The following is a 22,103-nucleotide window of genomic DNA, read 5'->3' on the forward strand; positions in this document are numbered from 1 at the left end:
GCAGCGCAGGCACCCGAAAATTCACCTGTTGTTCTGGCCTGATACCCATCTTGTTCACCTCGAGTCCAGCTGCCTAGCATCGCCAAGATCAGTTCATAGGCCACGCAGTTGGCCGCCCCAGGGACAGGACTGGGCGCACACAACGGGGAGTTCGGCATGAGTCTCAACGAGCAGGGTTTCACCGTCATCGACACACCTCCGCTCGATGAATACGTACTCGGGGAGTTCGAAACGCTGCCACTGGATCCCTACACCGGGTCCACCCAGCGCTACCGGCGCTTCTCCCAGTTCCGCCTCGAGCACGACGGGGCGTGGAAGCTCGAACTGCTGCCGCACCGCCACTTCGCGCAGCCGCGCCAGTACAACGACCTCGTCGGCGGCCAACTGCGCACCCTGGAGCCGCTCACCACCGATCCGACACCGCTGATCGCGGCAGGCGCGGACGCGCTCGGGCTCGACCGGGACACCGTCTGGCAGCTCAACGTCCACCAGTGCCGCGTGGTGTCCACACCCGACGTCGAGGGCGTCGCGGCGCCGGAAGGCCCGCACCGCGACGGCCACCACTACGGGATCGTCGCCGTCACACGCCGCCACAACATATCCGGCGGCGAGACGCAGCTGATGCCCCTCGGCGGCGGCGAGCCCTTCTTCCGGACGACCCTTCAGGACGGCCAGGCGATCGTCTTCGACGACCGCCTGATGTTCCACCACGTCACCGACATCGAGCACCTCACCGAGGAGGGCGGCCACCGCGACGTCTGGCTGGTGGCGGTCAACCCGTGGGACGAGCGCCGCTACGGCGAGGAGTACGAAGCCGCCGTCCTCGCCAGCGCGAAGGCATGACCCCCATGTCCAATCCGCTCCTCGCCTCGCCCTCGCCGGTCTCCCTCGCCGGTGCCACCGCCGCCGTGTACGACAGGATCGGCATCGGCTACTCCTCCGTCCGCCGCCCCGACCCCCGCTGGGCCGCGCTGATCCACAGCGCGCTCGGCAACGCCCGTACGGTGCTGAACGTGGGTGCCGGCTCGGGTGCCTACGAGCCGACCGGCGTCAGGCTCGTCTCCGTGGAGCCGTCACAGGAGATGCGGTCCCAACGGCCCGCGGACGCCGCCCCCTGTGTCGCGGCGGGCGCCGAGCGCCTGCCCTTCGACGACCAGAGCTTCGACGCCGTCATGGCCGTGCTCACCGTCCACCACTGGTCCGACCTCGAAGCGGGAATCGCGGAACTCCACCGGGTCGCCCGCCGTTTCGCCATCGTCACGTACGACATGGACGTCCAGGCCGACTTCTGGTTCACCCGCGACTACGTGCCCGAGATCGCGGACGCCGAACGGTCCCGCGTCCCCTCGATGGAGCGCCTCACCTCGCTGCTCGGACCGTGCGAGGTCGCCGACCTCCCCGTCTGGCACGACTTCACCGACGGCTTCATGACCGCGTTCTGGCGACGGCCCGGCGCGTTCCTCGATCCCGCGACCCGCCGGGCCTGCTCGGCGTTCGCGCTGACGGACCCGGTGGCCATCGCGCGCGGCGTCGCCCGCCTGGAAGAGGACCTCGCCTCAGGGGCGTGGCACAGCCGCTACCAGGACCTGTTGGACCGCGACCACCTCGACGCCGGATTCCGCCTGGTGACGGGCGTCTCCCCGCGCGCCTCGACCGCCGGGGCATCCGGGGCGTCCGCGTGAGCGCCGACCACGAGCGCCTCGCCGGCCTCGCAGAGCGCCACGCCACTCCGTTCCACGTCCTCGACTGCGGCCGCCTCGACGCGGCCGCGGACAGGCTGGCCGACATACTCGCCACCCTGAGCCGCGAAACCCGCGTCTACTACTCGGTGAAGACGAACTACCTGCCGTTCATCCTGCGCAGGCTGGCGGCCCGCGGGATGGGCGCGGACGTCGTGTCCGGATACGAGCTGGACGCCGCGCTGTCGGCCGAGTTCGCCCCGGCGGACATCGTGTTCAACGGGCCGGTCAAAACGGCGGAGGAGCTCGCCGCCGCAGTTCGCCACGGCGTACGCGTCCACATCGACGGCGAGCAGGAGATAGCGGCCCTGGAGCAGTTGGCGGCCGAGGCCGGTCGTCCTGTGGAGGTGGGCATCCGGATCTCTCCCGGGATCCCGGTCTCGACCTCCAGCGACCCCTCCTACCGGGCCCAGGCCGCAGCCGTAGCGCTGCGCAACCGCTTCGGCTGGCCGGCGGGCTCGGCCGAACTGGCGCGCATCGTCGCCCTGATCGCTGATTCCCCCCATCTGACGCTCACCGCCGTGCACGCGCACCTGAGCAGCCAGATCGTCCACGAGGAGCTGATGCTCCAAGCCATCGGACGGGTTCTGGACGAGGCCGCGCAGCTGCACCGCCGCTTCGGCCTGAGCGAGGTGAACATCGGCGGCGGATTCGGCGTTCCGGGCATACGCCGGCCGCGCACCGGACCGCTGAGCGCACTGTGGGCACAGCAGGGCGGCACCCCGGTGCAGGACGACGAGCCCTTCCTGGACGTCGCGCGGCTGCTGCCCGCGGTCGACGAGCTCATGGAGCGCGCGGGCCTGGGCGGCGTGACCCTCGCCTGCGAGCCCGGCCGCTGGCTGGTCTCCGACGCCATGAGCCTGGTGACCAGGGTGGTGTCGCGCAAGGAGCTGCCCGAGGCGCGCTGGCTGATCCTGGACGGTGGAAGCAACGTCGCCCCCTGGGCGGGGTCCGGGGAGGTCCACCGGATGGAGCCGATCGGGCGGACCTACTCGTCCCGAACCAGCACCTGGTCGGTGTCCGGACCGCTGTGCTACGAGAACGACATCCACGCGTCCGCAGTGGACCTGCCCGACGACACCGGGCCGGGAGACCTCCTGTGCCTGCGCGACACGGGCGCGTACTCGCTGGGGCGCAGCAACAACTTCATCCGCACACGGGCGGCCGTCGTCGCCCTCGACGGGGACGAGGAGACACTGGTCTGGCGCGCCGAGACCGGAACGGACGTCTTCCTGCTGGCCGACCCGGGGGCCGACCCGGCAGCGGCATCCACACCGCCCGCCAGGTTGTCCGCAGCGCCGGCGGCCCTCGCCGCCGGGACCGAACGGTGACCGAAGGCTACGCAGAGCTGCTGCGGCTTCCGGGCGCGCGCGCGGCCGCGGCTCCCGCCGCGCTCGCGCGCCTGGCCGGCACCATGGTGCCGCTGTCCCTGCTGCTGACGACGGTCCACGCGGGGCACTCCCTCGCCGTCGCCGGCAGCGCCGGCGCCTCGTACGCACTGGGCGGCGCCGTCGGCGGACCCGTCGTCGGACGGCTCATGGACCGGACCGGCCCGAGCACGGTGCTGCGCGTGACTGCCCCCCTCACGGCGCTGCTGCTGATCGCGGTGGCGCTGGGAGCCGACGCGGCGCCGGTGCCGGTGCTGCTCGGCGGCGCCCTCGCCGCAGGGCTGACCACCGCACCCGTGGGTGCCTCGATGCGGGCCCTGTGGCCCCACCTCACCGAGGACCCGTTGCTGCGGCGGCGTGCCTACTCCTTCGAAGCCACCCTGAGCGAACTGCTCTTCGTCCTCGGGCCGACGGCGGTCACCCTCTTCGGTGCCCTGGCGGACGCCGACAGCGCCCTGCTGGTGACCGCGGTACTGCTGGGCGCGGGCGGCCTGGGATACGGGCAGTCGCCCGCCGTACGCCACCGTGCCGGCGCGGAACGCCAGGGCGGTGGCAAGGGCATCGCCGTCGCGCACGACGGGACGGCGGAAGCCACCCGCCAGGGACCCCCGAGGGTCGCGGCTGCGGCGGTGCTGGTCGCCATCGCGCTGACCGCCGCGCTGTCCGCCGCGCTGGCCGTCGCCGTCACGGCCGTCCTGCGGGACCAGGGGTCGCCCGCCGAGTTCGCGGGCACGCTCATCGCCATGCAGTCCGTGGGCAGCGTGCTGGGCGGCCTGGTGTACGGCGCCCGTGCGTGGGGCGGAACCACCTACCGCCGCTACATGAGGCTCCTCGTCGTCCTGACCCTCGCACTGGCGCTGCTGCCCCTGGTCCACCCTGCCCGCGCGGCGGGGCTCGACCCCGCCTGGACCGTCGTGCTGCTCGGCGGTCTGCTGCTGCTGAGCGGGCTGCCGATGGCGCCGGCAGGCGCCGAGGAGTTCCAGCTCATCGGCGACATGACCGCCCGGGAGAAGGCGACACAGGCCTTCGCGGGCGTCGGCAGTTTCATCGCGGTCGGTGGCGCGACCGGTTCCGCCGTGGCGGGACTCGTGGCCGAGCGCCTGGGGCCGACGGCCGCGCTGGCCCTGCCGGCCGCCTTCACCCTGGCCGCCTTGGGGGTGAGCCTGGCAGCCCGCGGGCCTATTCTCGCGGCTGTGACCCCACCCGACCCGCCCGGGCCCGCCACCCCTCCCACCCCCGAACACGGAGAACAGCGCGTATGACCACCCCCACCCACTCCGCCGGCCCCGGCGTACTCGCCGTCGTCGAGAGCCAGTTGTCCAACTTCGGCCTGACCCCCCTGCGCGCCGCCCACGAACTCGGCTTCCACACCGTGCTCGTGAGCAACGACCCCGACCGCTACCGCGTCGTGAGTCTCGCCGAGGAGGTCTTCAGCCGGCACATCGACGAGATCGTGTGCACGGACACCAACTCCGTCGACGCGGTCGTGAGCGCGCTGGAGCCGTTCCGGGCGGACGGCCGACTGCGCGGCGTGCTGACGGTCACCGACTACAACATCCCGATCGTCGCCGAGGCGGCCGCCCGCCTCGGCCTGCCCGGGCTCGACCCGAAGGCGGCTGCGACGTGCCGGGACAAGCTGCTGATGCGGGAGGCCTGCGCGGCGGCGGGCGTCGCGGTCCCCGGCTTCCACCAGGCGGTGGGCGAGGAGGACGCGCTGGCGGCCGCCGGCCGTTTCGGGTACCCGTGCGTCGTCAAGCCGATGACGGAATCAGCGAGCATCGGCGTGACCCTGTGCCGCACCCCCGACGAAGTCCTCGCCGCCTACCGCGAGATCAGCTCCAAGCCGACCGACTTCCGAGGCCAGCCCCGACGGCCCGGAGCCCTGGTCGAGGAGTACCTGATCGGCTTCGAAGTGAGCGTCGAGTCCGTGCTGGTGGAAGGCGAGCGGGTGTTCCTCGGCGTCACGGACAAGGCGCTCGGACCGCACCCGCACTTCGTGGAGATGGGCGACACCTTCCCCTCCATGCTTTCCGCGCCCGTGCGCGAGGAGTGCGCCGACCTCGCCCGCCGTGCGCTGGAAGCCGTGGGACACGACTTCGGCGCAGCGCACGTCGAGGTCAAGGTGACCGCGGACGGCCCCTTCGTCGTCGAGGTCAACGGGCGGATGCCCGGCGCCGAAATCACCCAGCTGATCCGCGAGGCGACCGGCATCTACCTTCAGCGCGAGGTGGTCCGGCTGCACGCGGCGCAGCCCGCCGACCTGACCGTCACCCGCAGCCGGGCGGCCGCGTCCCGCTACCTGGCGGCCGCCCGGACCGGTGTCCTCGCCTCCATCGGCGGGACAGACCTGGCCCGACGCGTCCCCGGTGTCGTCGACGTCGACCTCGAAGCGGGCCCCGGAGAGACCGTCCGCCCCGCCCAGAGCAATCTCGACCTGCTGGGCTACGTCGTCGCCGTCGGCGACACCACCGGCGATGCGGTACGCAGCGCGGAGGCGGCCCTCGGCCAGCTGACCCCCGTGATCGACGGCTCCGGCACTGCGGCCGGCGGCGCGTGATGGCCACACCCATGGCCCATTCCGCGGCGCCCGGCGTGACGGTCGCCCGAGTCCTGGACGAGTCGTGCACCCAGCAGTGGGACGAGCTCCTCGGACCCCGCGGCTTCTACGCCGCGAGTCCCTGGCTCCGCCACGCCCAGGCCACCGCCGACCCCTCGCCCTACTACTTCACCGCGTCACGGGACGGCCGGGCCGTGGGGGTCCTGCCCGGCTATCCGCTGCACCCCGGCACGCCGTTCGTCTTCTGCAGCCCCGGCCGCGTCGTCGACACCGTCCACCGCGAGACCACCGGGCAGGACGCCCCCTGGGCCCTCGAACTGCTGCCCGCCCTGGCCTGCGGCGGCCGCAACCCCTCGCACACCAAGGCGGGCCTGGCCGGCGACCTCGGACCGGACGCACAGCAGGAGGTACTGGCCGCGCTGGTGGAGGCCGCCGAAGGAGAAGCCCGGCGGGCGGGGCTGGAGGCCGTCTCCTTCCTCTACGTCGACGAGGACGACGCGCCGCTGCGCACCGTCCTCGGAGGGCGCGGCTACGCCGCTCTGCCCGGTCAGACCGCGTACTCCCTCGCCGTCCCCGAGCAAGGCGGGTTCGACGCGTACCTGGCCCGCTTCGACCGCCGCCGCCGGGGCAAACTGAACCGTGAGCTCCGCGCACTGGACGACGCCGGCGTGAGCTACCGAACCCAGCCGCTCACCGAGGAGCTGATCGGGGAACTCGCCCCGCTGGAACTCTCCCTGTACGCCAAGTACGGCACGCCCGCCGACGCCACGGCGTTCGAGGCCGTACTACGCAGCGTCGCCGCCAACGCCGCCTCCGCGGCCCGCGTCACCACGGCGCACGTCGGGGGACAGCTCGCGGGATTCGCGCTCACCTTCACCCACCGCGGCGAGCTGTACGCACGGCAGGCCGGCTTCGACTACGCCGTACAGGGCAGGATCCCGCTCTACTTCGGCCTCGTCTACTACGAGCTGCTGCGTCTCGCGCTGCGCGAAGGGATCACGCACATCCACTACTCCACCGGCTCGGACCGGGCGAAACTCTCGCGCGGCTGCACCCCGCGCCGACAGATCGCCTACGTCAAGGCCCGGCGCCCCGCGCTGCAGGAACGGCTGGAACGGCTCGCCGAACGGTCCGCCCACCGGGAGGCGGTGGCCCTCGCGACCGGCCGCCGAACCGAGGCCACGGGGGTGTCCGGCAGCTCGGCGTCGGACAGCGCCTGAGGCCGGGCCGGGTCCGCACGCGGCCTCGCCCCACCGGTTCCTGGAGCCCGGGCCGGGACCGCGGAGTGGGCAGAACCGGCCAGTAGGAGTGGGGTCCGGGTGGGGCCGGGCAGGCCGCCGCCCGGCCCCGGGGGATCACTCGTCCTCGTCGTCCTCGTCGTCCAGCCGGGCCAGCCAGGTGGCCAGCCGCTCCACCGGAACCTCGAAGTCCGGGTTCAGGTCGACGAAGGTGCGCAGCTGCTCGGCGAGCCACTCGAAGGTGACCTCCTCCTCGCCGCGCCGCTTCTCCAGCTCCTCGATGCCGCGATCGGTGAAGTACAAGTCGGGCTCCGTGCCGTGATGTGGATGTGCAGGGGGTGTTTCCCGCCAGGATAATCCGCGACGCCCGGGAGACCTCCCGCCCCCGGCGCCACCGCCGCTAGCCTGGATGTCTCACGAGCGGGCGGGGGGCGTGGATGACCGACGGGCGCACGACCGGGACGGCGCGCGCCTTCGAGCTCCTCGAACCCCTCGTCCAGGCGGCGACGGTACGCGTCCACGCCCCGCCGGGCGGGTATGACAACCCCGGCAGCCATCGGACCGGTCCCACCTGGGGGAGCGGTTTCTTCATCGCCCCCGGCTGGGTCCTGACGTGCGCGCACGTGGTCGGCGAAGGGGGGGCCGCCGTGCGTCTGACAGGCCGCGAGGTCGGCATCACCTTCCACTCCGCAAGGCACCGCCACGGCGGCACCGGCGCGCCCGGCGCCGTCACCGGGACGGTCACCGGGCGGGTGGAGTGCGTACTGCCCGAGCGCCTGGAGGACCGGCGGCCCGGCCGGCACGCCCTGTGGGACCTGCCCGACCTGGCGCTGGTCCGGGTGCTGGCCCCCGTGTCCCACGCCTGCGTCTGGCTCACCGACCGCTCCCGGCCGCGCTTCGACGAGGTCGCCTACTTCGGCTGCACCGAGGACCTCGGCACCCCCGAGATCACCGGCCGCACCACCCGGCTGCGCGGCACCGCCGGGAACGGCGCCGCCATCCGGCTCGCCGACGACGACGAGATCGACCCCGGCATGTCCGGCGGGCCCGTCGTGGACCTGGCCCGAGGGGAGGTCGTCGGCGTGGTCAAGGCCCGCCGGCAGACGGGGGGCGGCGGCCTCGCCGTCTCCGTCGTCCAGCTGCGCACCCTCCCGATGGCCGCGCGGGGGCAGGTCGGCCTCTACCGCCGGATCATGCAGGCCCATGACCTGTACCACTACGACCAGCACCTCAGCGACCTCGACAACCGCCGCACCTGGACCGACGTGCACGGCGAGCTCCCGCCGCAGGAGCGCGACCCCTACGGCGGCCGCGGCCGGCTCACCCCCGGCGAGCGCACCACTCTGTGCGGCCTCCTGGCCGAACTGCCCCCGCCCAGCTCCTCCGAGGCCGTACGTGCCCTGGTCGAGGCCGTCCGCGGCGAGGAGCCGGACCCGCAGCCGCCGGCCCCGCTGAGCTGGCGCGACGGGCTGGGGCTGCTGCACGACCCGCCGGGTTTGACCGGCGAGGCCGCGGCCATGCTCCGCTACGCCACCGACGTCAGCGTGGCCGACTACCGCGAGCCCCCGACACCGGGAGCCGACGAGGAACTGTGGGACTGGGTACGGGCCACGGCCGAGAGGCTCTGGCGGCCGCTGCGGCGCGAACTCGGCGAACGCCACGAGCGGGGCCTCGCCGAGCGGGAGCGCCGCCGCCGGGCCTCGGCCGGGCGGTCCGCGGGCGGCCCGGCCCGCCGGGACGGCGGACTGCCGCCCGGGGCGTCGGTCCTGCTGGAGGTGTGGGCGCACGGCTGGGAGCACCTCTACGACTGGCGGGTCTCCGTGCTGGCGGGCCCGGCCCACCCCGGCCGGCTGACCCCCGTGGACTCGGGCGTCCGGGCCACCGTGGCGGACCTGCCGGAGCGGTTGCGGGCCCCGCTCGCGGAGGCCTTCCGCCGGTGCGACACCCACGTGGCGGCGGCTCTGCTCGAAGTGGCCGTGGCCCCCGAACTGTTCGGACTGCCGGTCGAGGACTGGGTGGTGGCAGGCGGGGTTCCGCTGGGCGTGCAGCGGCCCGTGGTGCTGCGCCACCCCGGTGGCGAGAACTGCCATGTTCAGGACGCCCACCCGGGCGGTCCGGACGCCCACCCGGCGGACCACGAGGGGAGCCGGGCCGCCGCCCGGTGGGCCCGGGTACAGGCGGGACCGCTCCAGGACGAACGGGCCGACTGCGCGGGCGGCCGCCCGCGCGCCCCCTCCGCCGCATGGCTGTCGGGCCTGCCCGAGACCACCGTCCCGGTGCACTGCCGGGCCGCCGACCAGGAGCCCACGCTGGGGTCGCTGCACGCGGTACGGGACGCCGGCTACGGGGTGGCCGTGACCCGCAGGCCGCCGCCGGACCCCGGGGTGTCGTGCGCGCCGTTCCACCGCGGGCTGCGGGAGGAACTGGCCGACGCGGGCCGGGCGGAGGTGCTGCCGCTGCGGTTCCAGACGTTGCGGGGACGGGCGTACGGGGCGGACCCCGACGCCTACTGGGCTGCGGGGGCGGGGCTGGTGTGGGAGGACCCGGCACGGCCGCTGCCGGACGTCGAGCCGCTCCACGGCGACCTGTGACGGCGCCCGGCCCGGCGGATTCGAGGGAGGGAACACGCACCATGAACGACGACTGGCTCATCTACCGCGGGGCGGGCGAGCCCCACGACGGCATCGACGCCCTGCCCGACCCGCCGCCCTGGCGTGACTTCGACGGCGGGCCCGTCGTGGAGCCGGGCCCCGCGGCCGCGGCCGCCGAGGGCAACGTCGCCCGCCGGCTCGGAGCCCACCGGCAGGCCGCCGAACTGCACCGGCCGGAGCCCGAGGAACTGGAGGCCATCAACGCGGCGCTGTACCTGCGGCGGCCGCTGCTCGTGACCGGCTTCCCCGGAACCGGGAAGTCCACCCTTGCGCACTCCGTCGCCCACGAGCTGAAGCTGGGGCGGGTGCTGCGCTGGCCGGTGGTGTCGCGCACCGTGCTCCAGGACGGGCTCTACCGCTACGACGCCCTCGCCCGGCTCCAGGACGTGCAGCTCGCGGCCGGTGGCGCGGGAGCCGCGGCCGGGGCCGCCGGCACGGTACCCGGCGCCGTCGCCGGCATCGGGAAGTACATCCGGCTCGGCCCCCTGGGCACCGCCCTGCTGCCCACCGCACGGCCCCGCGTGCTCCTCGTCGACGAACTCGACAAGAGCGACATAGACCTCCCCAACGACCTCCTGAACGTCCTGGAGGAAGGGGAGTTCGCCCTTCCCGAGCTGGAGCGGGTCGCCGACACCGAGCCCGAGGTCGAGGTGCTCACCGACGACGGGACGAAGGCGACCGTGCGGGGCGGCCGGATCCGCTGCCGGGCCTTCCCCTTCATCATCCTGACCAGCAACGGCGAGCGGGACTTCCCCGCCGCCCTGCTGCGGCGCTGCATCCAGCTCAAACTCGGGCAGCCCGGCGAGAAGCGGCTCGCCACCATGGTCCGCGCCCACCTCGGGGAGGAGGCCGCCAGGCTGGGCGGCGACCTGATCCGTGAGTTCCTGGGCCGTTCCCAGTCCGAGCTGGTCGCCGCCGACCAGCTCCTCAACGCCGTCTACCTCACCCACTACGCCTCCCCGGCGACCCGGGAGGACCTCGCGGACCTCCTCATCCAGCGCCTCGACCGCCCGAGGTGACCGGCCGTGTCCGAACCCGCCCTACCCGCCGTACCCCCGTGCGGCGCCGCGCCGCCGCCCGCCGCGCCCGGCGTCCGCGAACTGGCCGCCCTGCTGCGGGCCGCCGGGCTCGACCCGTCCGCCGAGGAACTCGCCGACGCCCTCTGGCTCGCCGGCCACATCCGCGGCCCCGGCCCCGCACGGCCGCCCTCCCAGGGGCCCGACCCGGAAACCGGCCCTGAGGATCCGGCCGCGGAACCGGTGGAGCCCGTACGCGCGGACGCGGACACCGAGGACCCGGTGCGGCTCTACGCACCGGGGGCGCACCCCGCCGTCGGAGCCGAGGGCGAGCCGCCCGAGGAGCCGCTCGAGGAGTACGGAGTACCCGTACGCGTGCCCGGGGCCGCCGCCCTGCCCCGCATCCTCGACGTCCAGCGGGCCCTGCGCGCCCTCCAGCGGCACCGCCCGCCGGCCCCGCCCACCCGCCTGGTGATCGACGAGGGCGCCACCGCCGACGCCAGCGCCCGCGCCCTCGGGCTGCTCATCCCGGTGCTCCGCCCGGAGAGCCGGCGCGAGGCGACCGTACGGCTCGTGATGGACGCCTCCCCCTCGATGGCGGTCTGGCAGGACATGTTCGACGAACTGCGCTCCGTCTGCGAGCGGTTGGGGGCCTTCCGGGACGTCCAGGTGCACTACCTGCACCGCCGCCCGGACGGCACGGCGGCGCTCGGACGCGGCCCCGCCCCCGGCTCCGGACTGCGCTCCGGGGACCAGCTGCGGGATCCGACCGGCCGCGCCCTGACCATGGTGGTCTCCGACTGCGCCGGGCCCCTGTGGCGCGAGGGTGCGGCGCAGCGGCTGCTGCACCGCTGGGCCGAATGCACCCCGTGCATGGTGGTCCAGCCCCTGCCGCAACGACTGTGGGGGCGCAGCTGGCTGCCGACCGAGCGGGGCACCCTCGCCCGGCTGGAGGGCGCCGGGCAGAAGCTGCGGTTCCGGCCGGACCGGCCGGCGGCGCCCGGGCGCCGCACGGGCGGGATCGCCGTGCCGGTGCTGCCGCCGAGCCCGACCGCCCTCGGGGCGTGGGCCCGGCTCGTCGCCGGCCTCGGCACCGGTCCCGTCCCCGCCGAGGTGGGCCGCGTACGGGCCGACCACCCGGCCGCGCCCGTCCCGCCGCCACCCGCCGTCCGCCCGCCGCGGGAACTCGTGGCGCGGTTCCGCTCCTCGGCCGCGCCCCGCGCCGTTCAGCTGGCCGTGTACCTGTCGGCGGCCCCGCTCACGCTGCCCGTGATGCGGCTGGTGCAGCGCACGATGCTGCCGGACTCCGAGCCGTCGGACCTGGCGGAAGTGCTGCTCAGCGGGCTGCTGAAGCGCAGCGGACCGGGTCCGGGGCACTGGTACGACTTCGTCCCCGGAGTGCAGGACGTCCTGCTGGGGCCGCTGGGGCGGGACGAGGCCGCGCTGGTCCTCAAGCACTGCTCGGAGTACGTACGGGCGCACTTCGGGGCCGGCGTACGCAACTTCCCCGCGCTCGCGGTCGCACAGCTGACCGGTGTGGCCCCGGCGGTGGCCCCCGGGCCCGACGACGAGGAGCGTTCTCCCGAGGGGCGGCTTCCCCAGGCCTTCGCACAGGTTTCGGCCAAAGTCGTCCGGCGCTACCTGCCCGGAATGCCGCAGGACGGACAGCCGGTACGGCAACCCGCGTCGGCTCCCCTGATCGCACGGGCCGGGGCGGTGCGCGCCGCCCGGGACCGGCTCGCCGACGCGGACGCCGACGGCGACGCCGGTGCACGGGCCCTGCACGAGGCGGTGGCGGTCCTGCGACGGGCCGTGACGGCCCCGGCCGGGCCCGCGGACCCGCCGGAGGAGGCCGAGACGGAACTGGCGGGGGCGCTGCTGCGGCTGTGGGCCGCCGAACGGGACCCGGAACTCCTCGCCGAGGCGGAGCGGGCCGTGACCGGGCTGCGGACCGCCGCGGCATGGGCGGTGCGCGGGCGGGTGCTGTACGAGCGGGCGCTCGCCGCCGGCCCCGACCCCGAACTGCTCGCGGCGGCGGACCGCGAGTTCGCGGCGGCCGCCGCGTCCGACACGGCCGAACCCGAGCTGCGGCGGGACTGTGCGGTACGACGTGCCGAGGCCCTGATCCGGCTCGGCGGGCTGCGCGAGGACCCGGGCGCGCTCCGCGAGGCCCGCGCGGCCCTCGAACCACTGGCGGGCCCCGTGCCCGGCGGGGACCCGGGCCCGGACCCGGACGCGCCCCCCGACCCGTACACCGAGCCGTATCCCGAGCTGCAGTCGGTCCTCTGCCGGGTGCTGCTGGCGCTCCTGCCCCGGACCCCGGACCCGGCCGAGCGCACCGCCCTGGCCGAAGAGGCGGCAGCCCGCCTGGCCGCGGTCCTGGCCGCCCAGCCCGCCGGGGTCGGCCGCACCGGCGCGGCGGCCGCCGCCCAGGTACGCGTGGAACTGGCGGACGCGCTGCGCCACCTGCCCGCCCGGCTGGAAGAGGCCGCCGGACAGCTGGCTGCCGCCCTGGAGGAGACCGGCGGGGACCCGGAGCTGCGGGTGGCCGCCCTGCTGTGCCTGGCCCGGGTGCACCGCGAGCGGTACGCGCGCGACGCCGACCCGGCGGCGCTGGAGGACGCGGCGGAGGCGTACGGCCGCGCCCGCAGGCTCGTACCCCGCGACGGGGACGCCTTCCGGGAACTCCTCCCCGAGTGGGGGGACGTACTCCTGGACCGGGCCCGCTGCGCCGGCGGCCGCCGGTTCACCGGGGCGGCCGTACGCGTGCTGCGCGAGAGCCGGGCGGCGGTCCCGCAGTCCGACCCGGAAGCCGCGCACCGGCTGATGCGGCTGGCGACCGGGCTGCGGCTGCGGCACGCCTACGAGAAGGACGCGGTGGACCTGCGGGAGGCCGAGTACCTGCTGGAACTCGCCGTCCGCAACGGCCGCGGCCCGCTGGACCGGGCCCGCGCCTGGCGGGACCACGGCGACGTGCAGCAGGAGATCCACGGCCACACGCGGGCCGCGGACCGCCTCGACCGGGCGGCCGAGTCCTACCGGCTGGCCTGGCGGGCCGCCCTGGAAGCCGACCGCGAGGGACGCGACGACCACGAGGGCCGTGAGGAACCCGACGGCCGGGCGGGCCGCGAGGACACCGCGCTGCGGCTGGCCGCGCGCGTGCAGGAGTCCCGCGGGGAGGTGCTGGAGCGGCTCGCGCGGCCCAGGGCCGCGCTGGAGGAGTACCGCTCGGCGCTCCAGCTGTGGAAGCGGATCGGTACCGACCCCGACGGGCGCTCCGACGGGCTCCGCGCGCGGGTGCGGGCCCTGGAGGCGGGGCGGTGACGGCCGCGCCGCGGGCAGGGCCCGCTGTTTCCGCCGACCGGGCCGGGGGAAAAGGCAGGGGACCGTCCGGAATGCGACGCGACATGGGGAGCGGCGGCACATGGTGACGAAACGTCAGGACGAGGCGCCGGCCACCGCCCCGGGATGCCCCGGGCGACTGCCGGACCTCTCCGGGCTCGACCTGGCCGCGCTGCGCGGGATCGACCATCCCGTACTGGCCGAGGTGATCGAAGGCCTGGTCGAACGCGTGACCCACCCGGCCGAGATCCTCAACGCCTTCGACTCCAGCGCCGCCTGACCCTCCCGGGGGTGGCCGGGCCGCGGGCCGGCCCCTGGCGCCCCGCCCCGGACCCGCGCCTCGATCCCCGGCGAGCCTGAGGTCGGCTGCGCGTGCCCGGTGGAACCGGCGGGTGCGGGGCGGTGCCCCCAGGCCGGGTCGTCGTGCGGCTTCTGCCCGTGCGTGCGGGGTGGCTCGGGTGTGGGGCGGTGCCCCGCCGGGGTGTCTCCTCGGCCGGGTCGCTGCGCGGCTCGGGGGTCGGCGCTGGCTTTGCCCGTGCGTGCGGGGTGGCTCGGCGGGGCGGGCTTAGGCGCCGGGCGGTGTTCCGCCGGGGTGTCTCCTCGGCTCGGCGCGTGCGGATGTCTCTCGGCCAGGCGGCACCACCGTGGTCGCGCGCTCGCCCTGCGGGGACACTCCGCCGTGTCCCCGCCCACGGCGTGCTCCGACAGTACGGAGCGGGACAGGGGAGGGCGTGCCCCCGCAGGACGAGGCGCGGCCGCCGGGTACGGCCGAGAAGGCACGCACGCTCCGAGCCGAGGAGACAGCCCTCGGCGGCCCCGCGGACCGCCCGGACCGCGCCGGGTCCCGCCCCGCAGGGAGGGCGGGCTCCGGGGCCGGCCCCGCAGCTGCTGCCCCTGCGGGAGCGGACGGGTTGACCACTTTCCGCCGTTAGCCGGGTCCGGCGGCAGGGCAGGGATGGACAGTCCGCCGGGGCGCCCCCGGCGGCGGGCGGGGAGGAGCGCGGCGATGCGGCGAGCGATCACGAGCAGCTCCCAGCTGCCCGCGCCAGCCCCGCACGCGGACCCCACCCGGCACACCGGCTCCACGCAGCAGGGGCCCGCCATGCCACACGTGGATCCCGTCCGAGGTCCGGGCCCCGCCGGGCAGGGCCCCGCCATGCCGCAGGTGGATCCCGTCCGAGGTCCGGGCCCCGCCGGGCAGGGCCCCGCCATGCCGCAGGTGGATCCCGTCCGAGGTCCGGGCCCCGCCGGGCAGGGCGCCGCTGTGCCGTACGCGGATCCGGGCCCCGCCGGGCAGGGCCCCGCCATGCCGCAGGTGGATGCCGTCCGAGGTCCGGGCCCCGCCGGGCAGGAGGGCTTCGGGCCGCACGCGGATCCGGTCCCGGGCGGGGGGCCGGGCTCCGCCCGGTCCGGCGGGCCCGCCGCGCACGCGTCCCGGCACGCCCGCAACGCCCCCTGGCCCTACACCCGGCTCGACGTCGCCGCCGCGCGGGCCGCAGGGCACCCGCCCCATCCCATCCGCCAGTTCGTGCTCAAGACCCGCAGCCGCTGCAACCTCGCCTGCACCTACTGCTACGTGTACGAGATGGCCGACCAGGGCTGGCGCGACCAGCCCGTCGCCATGGCCCCCGCCACCACCGCCCGCGCCGCCCAGCGCATCGCCGAGCACGCCGCCGCCCACGACCTGCCCCGCGTCGACCTGGTCCTGCACGGCGGTGAACCCCTCCTCACCGCCCCCTCCGCACTGGCCGCGCCCGTGGAAGCCGTGCGCGCCGCCCTCGCCGCCACCGCTCCCCGCACCCGGATCACCGCCACCGTCCAGACCAACGGCACCCTGATCACCCGCGGCCGCCTCACCGCCCTGGCCGCCGCCGGGATCCGCGTCGGCGTCAGCCTGGACGGAGGACTGCCCGCACACAACACCCGCCGCGTCGACCACGCCGGACACCCCGGCTTCGGTGCGGCCGCCCGCGGCCTGCGCCTGCTCGCACGCCACCCGGACAGCTACGCCGGCGTGCTCTGCGTCGTCGACCTCGGCCAGGACCCGGTGGAGACCTACGAGTCCCTGCTCGCCTTCGCCCCGCCCACCGTCGGCCTGCTGCTCCCGCTCGCCAACTGGAGTACCCCGCCGCCCCCCGGACCCGGCCGCCACCCCGGCGGGACCCCGTACGCCGACTGGCTCCTCGCCGTCTTCGAGCGCTGGTGGCACGACGGAGCACGGCGCACCCGCATCCGCATCTTCGAGGAGATCATCGCCCTGCTCCTCGGCCTGCCCGCCACCACCGAGACCCTCGGGCTCGCGCCCGCCGCCACCGCCGTCATCGAGACCGACGGCTCCATCGAACAGGCCGATTCGCTGAAATCCGCGTACGAGGGGGCCGCGGCCACCGGCATGGCCCTCGACACCCACAGCTTCGACCAGCTCCTCGACCACCCCGGCTTCGCCGCCCGCCAGCTCGGACGGGACGCCCTCGCCGACCGATGCCGCGCCTGCGAACTCGTCGAGGTCTGCGGCGGCGGCCACTACCCGCACCGCTACCGCGCCGGCGAGGGTTTCCGCCGGCCGTCCGTCTACTGCGCCGACCTCCAGGTCCTGATCCGGCACATCGCCACCGCCGTACAGCACGCCGTCACCGGCAGCAGGCGCCGCGCCACCCCCGCACACCCCCCGGCAGCCGCCTCATGACCGCCGCCCTCGCCGCCTTCACCGTGTCCTCCCGGACCCTGCGCGCCCTCGCCTCCACCGAGCCTTCCCCGGAAGGCACCCGCCTGGTCCGCGACGTACGCCGCTCCAAGCGCCTGGTCCTGCTCCGCGCCGTCCTCGACGCCGCGCCCTGCGGCAGCTCCGGCCGGACCGCCGACCACTGGGCCCTGCTGGAGGAGGCCGAACGCCGCGACCCGGCGGCTGTGCGCGACGTACTGCACTACCCCGCCACCGGTGTGTGGGCCGAGGAGACCCTGCGCCGGCTGCACGCCCCCTTCGGCCCGCCGCCCGACCTCGCCCACCTCGGCGCCCTGGCCACGGCCGCCGCCCTGCGCGCCGGGATCACCTTCACCCACACCCTGCGGCCCGTGCACGGCCGCCTCGTCCTGCCCACCCTCGGCCTGCTGCGCCCGGACCGACCCGGCCCGCTCGTCCTCACCGAACGCTCCTGGGACCCCGACAATCCCGCCGCCCTGCCCCTGCACGCACTCCCGGGGGGCCGCACCGCCCTCGACGACCTCGACCCCTACCGGGCCCCCGGACCCGCACAGCCCGCGCCCCTGCGCCCCGCCCGCCGCCTCACCCCCAAGGGTCACAAACGGTGGGACACCCAGTGGTCCGGCGCGCTCACCCTGCTCCAGCGCTACGACACCGTCCGCGCGGAGGAGACCGTGCAACTGCTCCGCTCCCTCGTACCGCTGGCCGGCGGATCCCGCTCCAGCGGCGCCACCCTCCCCGCGGCCGCCGGCTCCGTACTGGCCCGCGCACAGGCCCCGCCCGCCCTCGCCGCGACGCTCGTCCACGAGGTCCAACACGGCAAACTGACCGCCCTCGCCGACGTCCTGACCCTGCACACCGCGGACGCCGCACCCCGCCACTGGGCCCCCTGGCGCAGCGACCCCCGCCCCCTGGAGGGCCTCCTGCACGGCACCTACGCGCACCTGGCCCTGGCCGGGTACTGGCAGCGCGCCGCCCTCTACGGAGCGCGCGGCGCCTGGGCCCAGCACGCCCGGATCCGCGCCCAGGTCGCCGCCGTCCTGCCCGCCCTGCGCGCACACGACGCACTGACCACCGCGGGCCGGGAGTTCACCGACGCCATGGCCGCCGCCGAACGGGCCATGGACGAGCTGCCGCCCCCCGGCGACCAGCACGCCGCGGCCCGCCGCGCCGTCGACCGCGAACGCCGCGCCTGGTGCGAGGCACACCCCGAACTCGCCCCGTTCGCACAGGTCTGACGAACCGTCCGCTGCGGTACCTTTTCAGTCCCGTCCACTGCCCGCAGCCCAGGGAGACGGCAGCATGACCACCGGTAGCCGGCAGGACCGCGAATCGGCGCAACAGCCGCAACAGCCTCTCCAGCCCCAGCAGCCGCAGCGCTTCGTCATCAGCTTCGCGGGCTTCAACCGCCCCTGGGCCGTGTGGATCGCCCACCGCCTGGAGGAACACGGCCACCGCGTCGCCCTCCAGCGCTGGGACCCGCAGAGCAGCCCCGGACTCGCCCAGGCCCTCGACGACCTCGCCCGCTCCGGCAGCCGCGTCCTCCTCGTCCTCAGCGAACGCTACTTCTCCGCCGGCACCCACACCGACGACGAGTGGAACACCGCCCTGCGCGCCGTCACCGACGACCACCCCGACCGGTTCGCCGCCGTCTGCCTCACCGACGCCCCCCTGCCAAGCGCCGTCGCCGTACTGGAGAAGACCGACCTGTGGGGTCTCGACGCGTACGAAGCCGAATACCGCGTCCTGCGCCGCCTCGAACTGCCCACCGACCGCATCGGCACCGAAACCGGCCGCCGCGGCCCCCGATTCCCCAACGACCCGCCCGAGATCTGGGGCCGCGTCCCCCGCCGCAACCCCCGCTTCACCGGCCGCAACGACGTCATCGGCACCCTGCGCCAAGCCCTCGCCGAAGCCCCGCCCGGCGCGTCCACCGTCACCCTTCTCGGGCTGTCCGGCGTCGGCAAGACCCAGGTCGCCACCGAGTACGCCTACCGCTTCGCCTCCGAGTACGACGTCGTGTGGTGGGTCCCCGCCGAGGACCGCCCCACCCTCCGCGAACGCCTCGCCGACCTCGCCCCCGCCCTCGGCCTCCCGCGCGGCGCCGGCAGCTACGGCGAGCAGATCCGCGCCGTCCTCGAAGCGCTGCGCCGCGGAACCCCGTACAGCCGCTGGCTGATGGTCTTCGACGGCTGCGACAACCCCGACGACCTCATCGACCTGCTGCCCGCCGGCGGCTCCGGCGACGTCATCATCACCTCCCGCAACCGCGAATGGGCCGCCCGCCACACCAGCCTCGTCGAGGTACCGCTCTACGCCCGCCCCGAGTCGATCACCTTCATCCGCCGCCGCGCCCTGCGCCTCACCGCCGCCGAGGCCGACCAGCTCGCCGAGGCCCTGGAGGACTACCCGCTCGCCCTCGACCAGACCGCCGGCTGGCTCGCCGACTCCCCGCTGCCCGTCGGCGACTACCTCACCCTGCTCCAGCGCCGCATGGACTCCCGCGAGGCCGTCACCCTCTCCGAGGACTACCCGCTGCCTTTCCCCACGGCCCTCGCCATACTCCTCAACAACGTCCGGGAGAACTTCCCCGACGCCCTCGCCCTGCTGCGGCTGTTCGTCTTCTTCGCCCCCGGCCCGGTCCCGCTGCGCCTGCTGCGCGAATTTCCCGCAGACGACGTGCCCGAACAGCTCGCCGGACTCATCAACGACCAGATCCGGTGGAACGGCGCCCTCAACAAACTCGTGCAGTTCTCCGTCGTACGGCTGGAGTACTCCGACCTCCCCGTGGAGGAAGGCGGCGGCGGTCTGGAGACCGTACAGCTGCACCGGATGGTCCACGGCATCGTCCGGGAGGACCTCTCGGAGGAAGAAGCCGAACCCCTCGCGCGAGCCGTCCGCCAGGTCCTCGCCGCAGCCGACCCCGGCCGGCCCTCCGACTCCCGGCTCTGGCCGCGCTACGCCGAACTCGTCCCCCACCTCACCCCCTCCGGGGTCATCACCAGCAGCAACCCGCGGATCCAGAACTTCCTGCTGCACTGCCTGCGCTACCTGATCCTCGCCGGCGAATACCGCACCTGCCTGCGCCTGTGCGAGGAGACCGACCAGATCTGGCGCGCCCGGCTCGGCGAGGACCACCCCAAGGTCCGCGAGCTCAGCTACCAGTACGGCAACTCCCTGCGCAATCTCGGCCTGTTCCGCCGCGCCGAGATCCTCACCAGGTCCGTCGCCGACCGGATCACCGGGGAGCGCGGCGACCAGGACCTGGAGAGCCTGCGCGCCACCAGCGCCTACGGCGGCGTCCTGCTGTGCATCGCCAAGTTCGAACCCGCCCGCGAGATCTTCGAGCACTGCCTGGCCACCTACCGCGAACTCCTCGGCGAGGACGACTCCATCACCCTCGACGCACAGAACAACCTCGCCGCCACCTACCGGCTGCTGGGCCGCTATCAGGACGCCTACGACCTCGACCTGGACACCCTGCGCCGCCGCGAACGCGTCCTGATGCCCCTGCACATCTCCACCCTCGCCTCCGGCATCGCGTGCGCCATGGGACTGCGGCTCATGGGCCGCTACCGTGAGGCCCAGACCCGGCAGGAACAGGGCGTCAAGCTCAACACCCAGGTGCTCGGGCTCGGCCATCCCCAGACCCTGCGCGCCGAGCACAATCTCGGCCTGTGCCTGCGCCGCTCCGGCGACATCCCCGGCGCCGGCCTGCGCCTGCGCACCGTCTGGGAACGCGCGACACGCGTCTTCGGAGTCGACTACCCGTGGACGCTGATGGTCGCCTCCGACTACGCCACCTACCTCCGGGAGTACGGCGACATCGGCGAGGCCCGCCGCATCTCCGAGGACGTCGTCCGCGGCTACCAATCGCAGCTCGGCCTCGCCCACCCGTACAGCATCGGCACCGTCGGCAACCTCGGCCTGGTCCTGCGCGCCCAGGGCGAACGCGCCGAGGGCCTCTCCCTCGCCGAGCAGGCGCTGGTGGGCATGCGGGGCGCGCTCGGCAGCCGGCACCCGTGGACCCTGGGCTGCGCCCTCAACGCCACCGGACACCGCAACATCACCGGCCGGCTGGAGGACGCCCTGGACCTCAGCCGCGAAACCCTGCGCACCGCCGAACGGGTCCTGGGCCCCGACCACCCGATGACGCTCAGCGCCCAGATCGCCCTGGCGGCGGACCTGCGCTCCGTACGCGAGGACACGGAGGCGGGCAAACACGAGGACGCGGGCATCAAGGGCCTGACCCGCACCCTGGGCGCCCAACACGTCCACACGGTCTCCGCGAAGCAGCGCGCCAGGCCGTACTGGGACTTCGAGCCGCAGCCGTAGGGGAGGGACAGGGGAGGCTGTGGCGCCCTGCACGACGGCGGCGGGGAGTCGCTGCCCGGGCGGAGCCCGGTGAGCCCGGGATCGCTACGCCATCCTGTCCGACGGCGTCTGCAGGTCTCGTCGTCGCTCCGGGAACGCCTACTCCCCCCGCCGTTCGGGGCGGGGCTTGCTCTGGGCCTGGTCGAGGGCGTTGGCCAGCCGGGCGATGGGATCGCCGACGGGTCGGTGGCGGGAGACGCCTGTCGGCCAGGTGGAGATTCCGTCGTCCTCCCACCGTGGGACGACGTGGAGGTGCAGGTGGTGCACGGACTGTTCGGATCCGGGGCCGCTGGCGCTCAGGATGTTGACGCCGCTGGCGCCCAGGGTGGTCCGCATGGCTGCCGCGACGCGTTGGACCAGCGTCATGGACGTGGCCAGGACATCGGGCGGTGTGTCGAAGACGCCCGCGTAGTGGCGGGTGGGAACCACCAGGGTGTGCCCCGGAGCGAGGGGGTTCAGCGGGCTGAAGGCACATGCCTCGGTATCGCGGGCCACCCAACGTGCGGTGCCCTCACGGATGAGCCCACAGAAGACGCAGTCCATGGCGGGCAACACTGTCACATGCCCGCGTGAGCCGGAACGGCCGACTGCCCGGCCGGCACGGACGGTCTCGGCATGACGCGTGGCCTCACTCCAGGTGGCGGGCCTCCTCGCCCACGTGCGGGGCGCGAAACCGCCCGTGAAGAAGCCCGTGCCCTTGCTGCGGGGTATCCACCCACGGCTCGACTGCGCGACTAACACAGCAATTTTCGGTGTCAAGTCCCGTGATGATGTGACGTGTGTCGACTCCCCGGATCGGGTTTCTTGGTATCAGGCCTTCCACCACTGCGGGGGCCGCGAAGATATCAAATCCGCGGGGCGGGCTCGAGAAAGTCCCGCACTTCCGAAATGGAGAAAACCGATGCGTAAGATTTCCCGCAAGGCGATCCTGGCCGCAGCTTCTATGGCTCTGGCAGGAGGGATGGCTCTGCCGGCAACAGCCTTTGCCGCTCCCGCACCCCAGACGACTGTAAGTACGGTGGATTCGACGACGAAGAAGACCTGCAAGAAGGCAAAGGGCTGGTGTAAGAAGGCGGTCAATTCGAAGGCCCCGAACA

Annotated in this window: 16 protein-coding genes; 14 read left to right on the plus strand and 2 right to left on the minus strand. The window is 74.7% G+C overall.

Translation table 11 applies throughout. The features are described from left to right. The first annotated feature begins 156 nt into the window (after positions 1 to 156). The 6 genes from ACZ6JS_RS01580 to ACZ6JS_RS01605 are packed head-to-tail and all read left to right on the plus strand — an operon-like array spanning position 157 to position 6,904. Positions 157 to 843 (plus strand): 2OG-Fe dioxygenase family protein, encoded by a 687-nt coding sequence (locus tag ACZ6JS_RS01580; protein ID WP_469295068.1) that lies wholly within the window; start codon positions 157 to 159, stop codon positions 841 to 843. 5 nt (positions 844 to 848) lie between these two features. Next, positions 849 to 1,682: a class I SAM-dependent methyltransferase gene (locus tag ACZ6JS_RS01585; RefSeq protein ID WP_469295069.1), complete on the plus strand. Its 834-nt coding sequence runs from the start codon at positions 849 to 851 to the stop codon at positions 1,680 to 1,682. Further along, positions 1,679 to 3,070, plus strand: coding sequence for a diaminopimelate decarboxylase family protein (locus ACZ6JS_RS01590; RefSeq protein WP_469295071.1), 1,392 nt, complete (start codon positions 1,679 to 1,681; stop codon positions 3,068 to 3,070). Before ACZ6JS_RS01585 ends, ACZ6JS_RS01590 begins: the two co-directional genes overlap by 4 nt. Then, the gene (locus ACZ6JS_RS01595) at positions 3,067 to 4,389 is read left to right on the plus strand and encodes an MFS transporter (RefSeq protein ID WP_469295072.1); all 1,323 of its coding nucleotides are present in this window, start codon (positions 3,067 to 3,069) and stop codon (positions 4,387 to 4,389) included. The genes ACZ6JS_RS01590 and ACZ6JS_RS01595 overlap by 4 nt, the downstream gene beginning before the upstream one ends. Beyond that, on the plus strand, positions 4,386 to 5,684 hold the full coding sequence (locus tag ACZ6JS_RS01600) for an ATP-grasp domain-containing protein (protein ID WP_469295074.1): 1,299 nt from the start codon (positions 4,386 to 4,388) through the stop codon (positions 5,682 to 5,684). The genes ACZ6JS_RS01595 and ACZ6JS_RS01600 overlap by 4 nt, the downstream gene beginning before the upstream one ends. A gap of 11 nt (positions 5,685 to 5,695) precedes the next feature. Further along, a complete protein-coding gene (locus ACZ6JS_RS01605) occupies positions 5,696 to 6,904 on the plus strand; it encodes a GNAT family N-acetyltransferase (protein WP_469295076.1) in 1,209 nt (402 codons plus the stop codon). Between the two features lie 135 nt (positions 6,905 to 7,039). Here ACZ6JS_RS01605 and ACZ6JS_RS01610 read toward each other — a convergent pair whose 3' ends face one another. Then, positions 7,040 to 7,225 (minus strand): DUF6104 family protein, encoded by a 186-nt coding sequence (locus ACZ6JS_RS01610; protein WP_010061466.1) that lies wholly within the window; start codon positions 7,223 to 7,225, stop codon positions 7,040 to 7,042. 134 nt (positions 7,226 to 7,359) lie between these two features. Here ACZ6JS_RS01610 and ACZ6JS_RS01615 point away from each other — a divergent pair, with 134 nt between their 5' ends. The 7 genes from ACZ6JS_RS01615 (at position 7,360) to fxsT (ending at position 20,967) form a co-directional block, all read left to right on the plus strand. Further along, on the plus strand, positions 7,360 to 9,513 hold the full coding sequence (locus ACZ6JS_RS01615; protein ID WP_469295077.1) for a VMAP-C domain-containing protein: 2,154 nt from the start codon (positions 7,360 to 7,362) through the stop codon (positions 9,511 to 9,513). Between the two features lie 41 nt (positions 9,514 to 9,554). Then, positions 9,555 to 10,592, plus strand: a complete 1,038-nt coding sequence (locus tag ACZ6JS_RS01620; protein ID WP_469295078.1) for an AAA family ATPase — start codon at positions 9,555 to 9,557, stop codon at positions 10,590 to 10,592. 6 nt (positions 10,593 to 10,598) lie between these two features. Beyond that, positions 10,599 to 13,913, plus strand: coding sequence for an SAV_2336 N-terminal domain-related protein (locus ACZ6JS_RS01625; RefSeq protein ID WP_469295079.1), 3,315 nt, complete (start codon positions 10,599 to 10,601; stop codon positions 13,911 to 13,913). Between the two features lie 100 nt (positions 13,914 to 14,013). Next, entirely contained in the window at positions 14,014 to 14,211 is a 198-nt protein-coding gene (fxsA, locus tag ACZ6JS_RS01630) for an FxSxx-COOH cyclophane-containing RiPP peptide (protein WP_469295080.1), read from the plus strand. A 1,236-nt stretch (positions 14,212 to 15,447) separates the two neighbouring features. Then, entirely contained in the window at positions 15,448 to 16,617 is a 1,170-nt protein-coding gene (locus tag ACZ6JS_RS01635) for an FxsB family cyclophane-forming radical SAM/SPASM peptide maturase (protein WP_469295528.1), read from the plus strand. After that, entirely contained in the window at positions 16,614 to 17,870 is a 1,257-nt protein-coding gene (locus ACZ6JS_RS01640) for an HEXXH motif domain-containing protein (RefSeq protein WP_469295081.1), read from the plus strand. The genes ACZ6JS_RS01635 and ACZ6JS_RS01640 overlap by 4 nt, the downstream gene beginning before the upstream one ends. 64 nt (positions 17,871 to 17,934) lie before the next feature. Beyond that, positions 17,935 to 20,967, plus strand: a complete 3,033-nt coding sequence (gene fxsT, locus ACZ6JS_RS01645) for an FxSxx-COOH system tetratricopeptide repeat protein (protein WP_469295082.1) — start codon at positions 17,935 to 17,937, stop codon at positions 20,965 to 20,967. 138 nt (positions 20,968 to 21,105) lie between these two features. Here fxsT and ACZ6JS_RS01650 read toward each other — a convergent pair whose 3' ends face one another. After that, positions 21,106 to 21,549 carry an HIT family protein gene (locus ACZ6JS_RS01650; RefSeq protein ID WP_469295083.1) on the minus strand — a complete coding sequence of 148 codons (444 nt, stop codon included), beginning with the start codon at positions 21,547 to 21,549 and terminating at the stop codon, positions 21,106 to 21,108. 358 nt (positions 21,550 to 21,907) lie between these two features. Between ACZ6JS_RS01650 and ACZ6JS_RS01655 the strand changes: the two genes are divergently transcribed. Next, on the plus strand, positions 21,908 to 22,103 hold a 196-nt coding region (locus ACZ6JS_RS01655), incomplete at its 3' end, for a hypothetical protein (RefSeq protein WP_469295085.1).

Source organism: Streptomyces sp. NPDC046349 (genome assembly GCF_055587885.1).

Bases quoted from the DNA above. Each gene is read 5' to 3' on its own strand.
- ACZ6JS_RS01580 (WP_469295068.1), top strand. From the start codon at position 157: ATGAGTCTCAACGAGCAGGGTTTCACCGTCATCGACACACCTCCGCTC.
- ACZ6JS_RS01585 (WP_469295069.1), top strand. From the start codon at position 849: ATGTCCAATCCGCTCCTCGCCTCGCCCTCGCCGGTCTCCCTCGCCGGT.
- ACZ6JS_RS01600 (WP_469295074.1), top strand. From the start codon at position 4,386: ATGACCACCCCCACCCACTCCGCCGGCCCCGGCGTACTCGCCGTCGTC.
- ACZ6JS_RS01605 (WP_469295076.1), top strand. From the start codon at position 5,696: ATGGCCCATTCCGCGGCGCCCGGCGTGACGGTCGCCCGAGTCCTGGAC.
- ACZ6JS_RS01615 (WP_469295077.1), top strand. From the start codon at position 7,360: ATGACCGACGGGCGCACGACCGGGACGGCGCGCGCCTTCGAGCTCCTC.
- ACZ6JS_RS01620 (WP_469295078.1), top strand. From the start codon at position 9,555: ATGAACGACGACTGGCTCATCTACCGCGGGGCGGGCGAGCCCCACGAC.
- fxsA (WP_469295080.1), top strand. From the start codon at position 14,014: ATGGTGACGAAACGTCAGGACGAGGCGCCGGCCACCGCCCCGGGATGC.
- ACZ6JS_RS01640 (WP_469295081.1), top strand. From the start codon at position 16,614: ATGACCGCCGCCCTCGCCGCCTTCACCGTGTCCTCCCGGACCCTGCGC.
- fxsT (WP_469295082.1), top strand. From the start codon at position 17,935: ATGACCACCGGTAGCCGGCAGGACCGCGAATCGGCGCAACAGCCGCAA.
- ACZ6JS_RS01650 (WP_469295083.1), bottom strand. From the start codon at position 21,549: ATGGACTGCGTCTTCTGTGGGCTCATCCGTGAGGGCACCGCACGTTGG.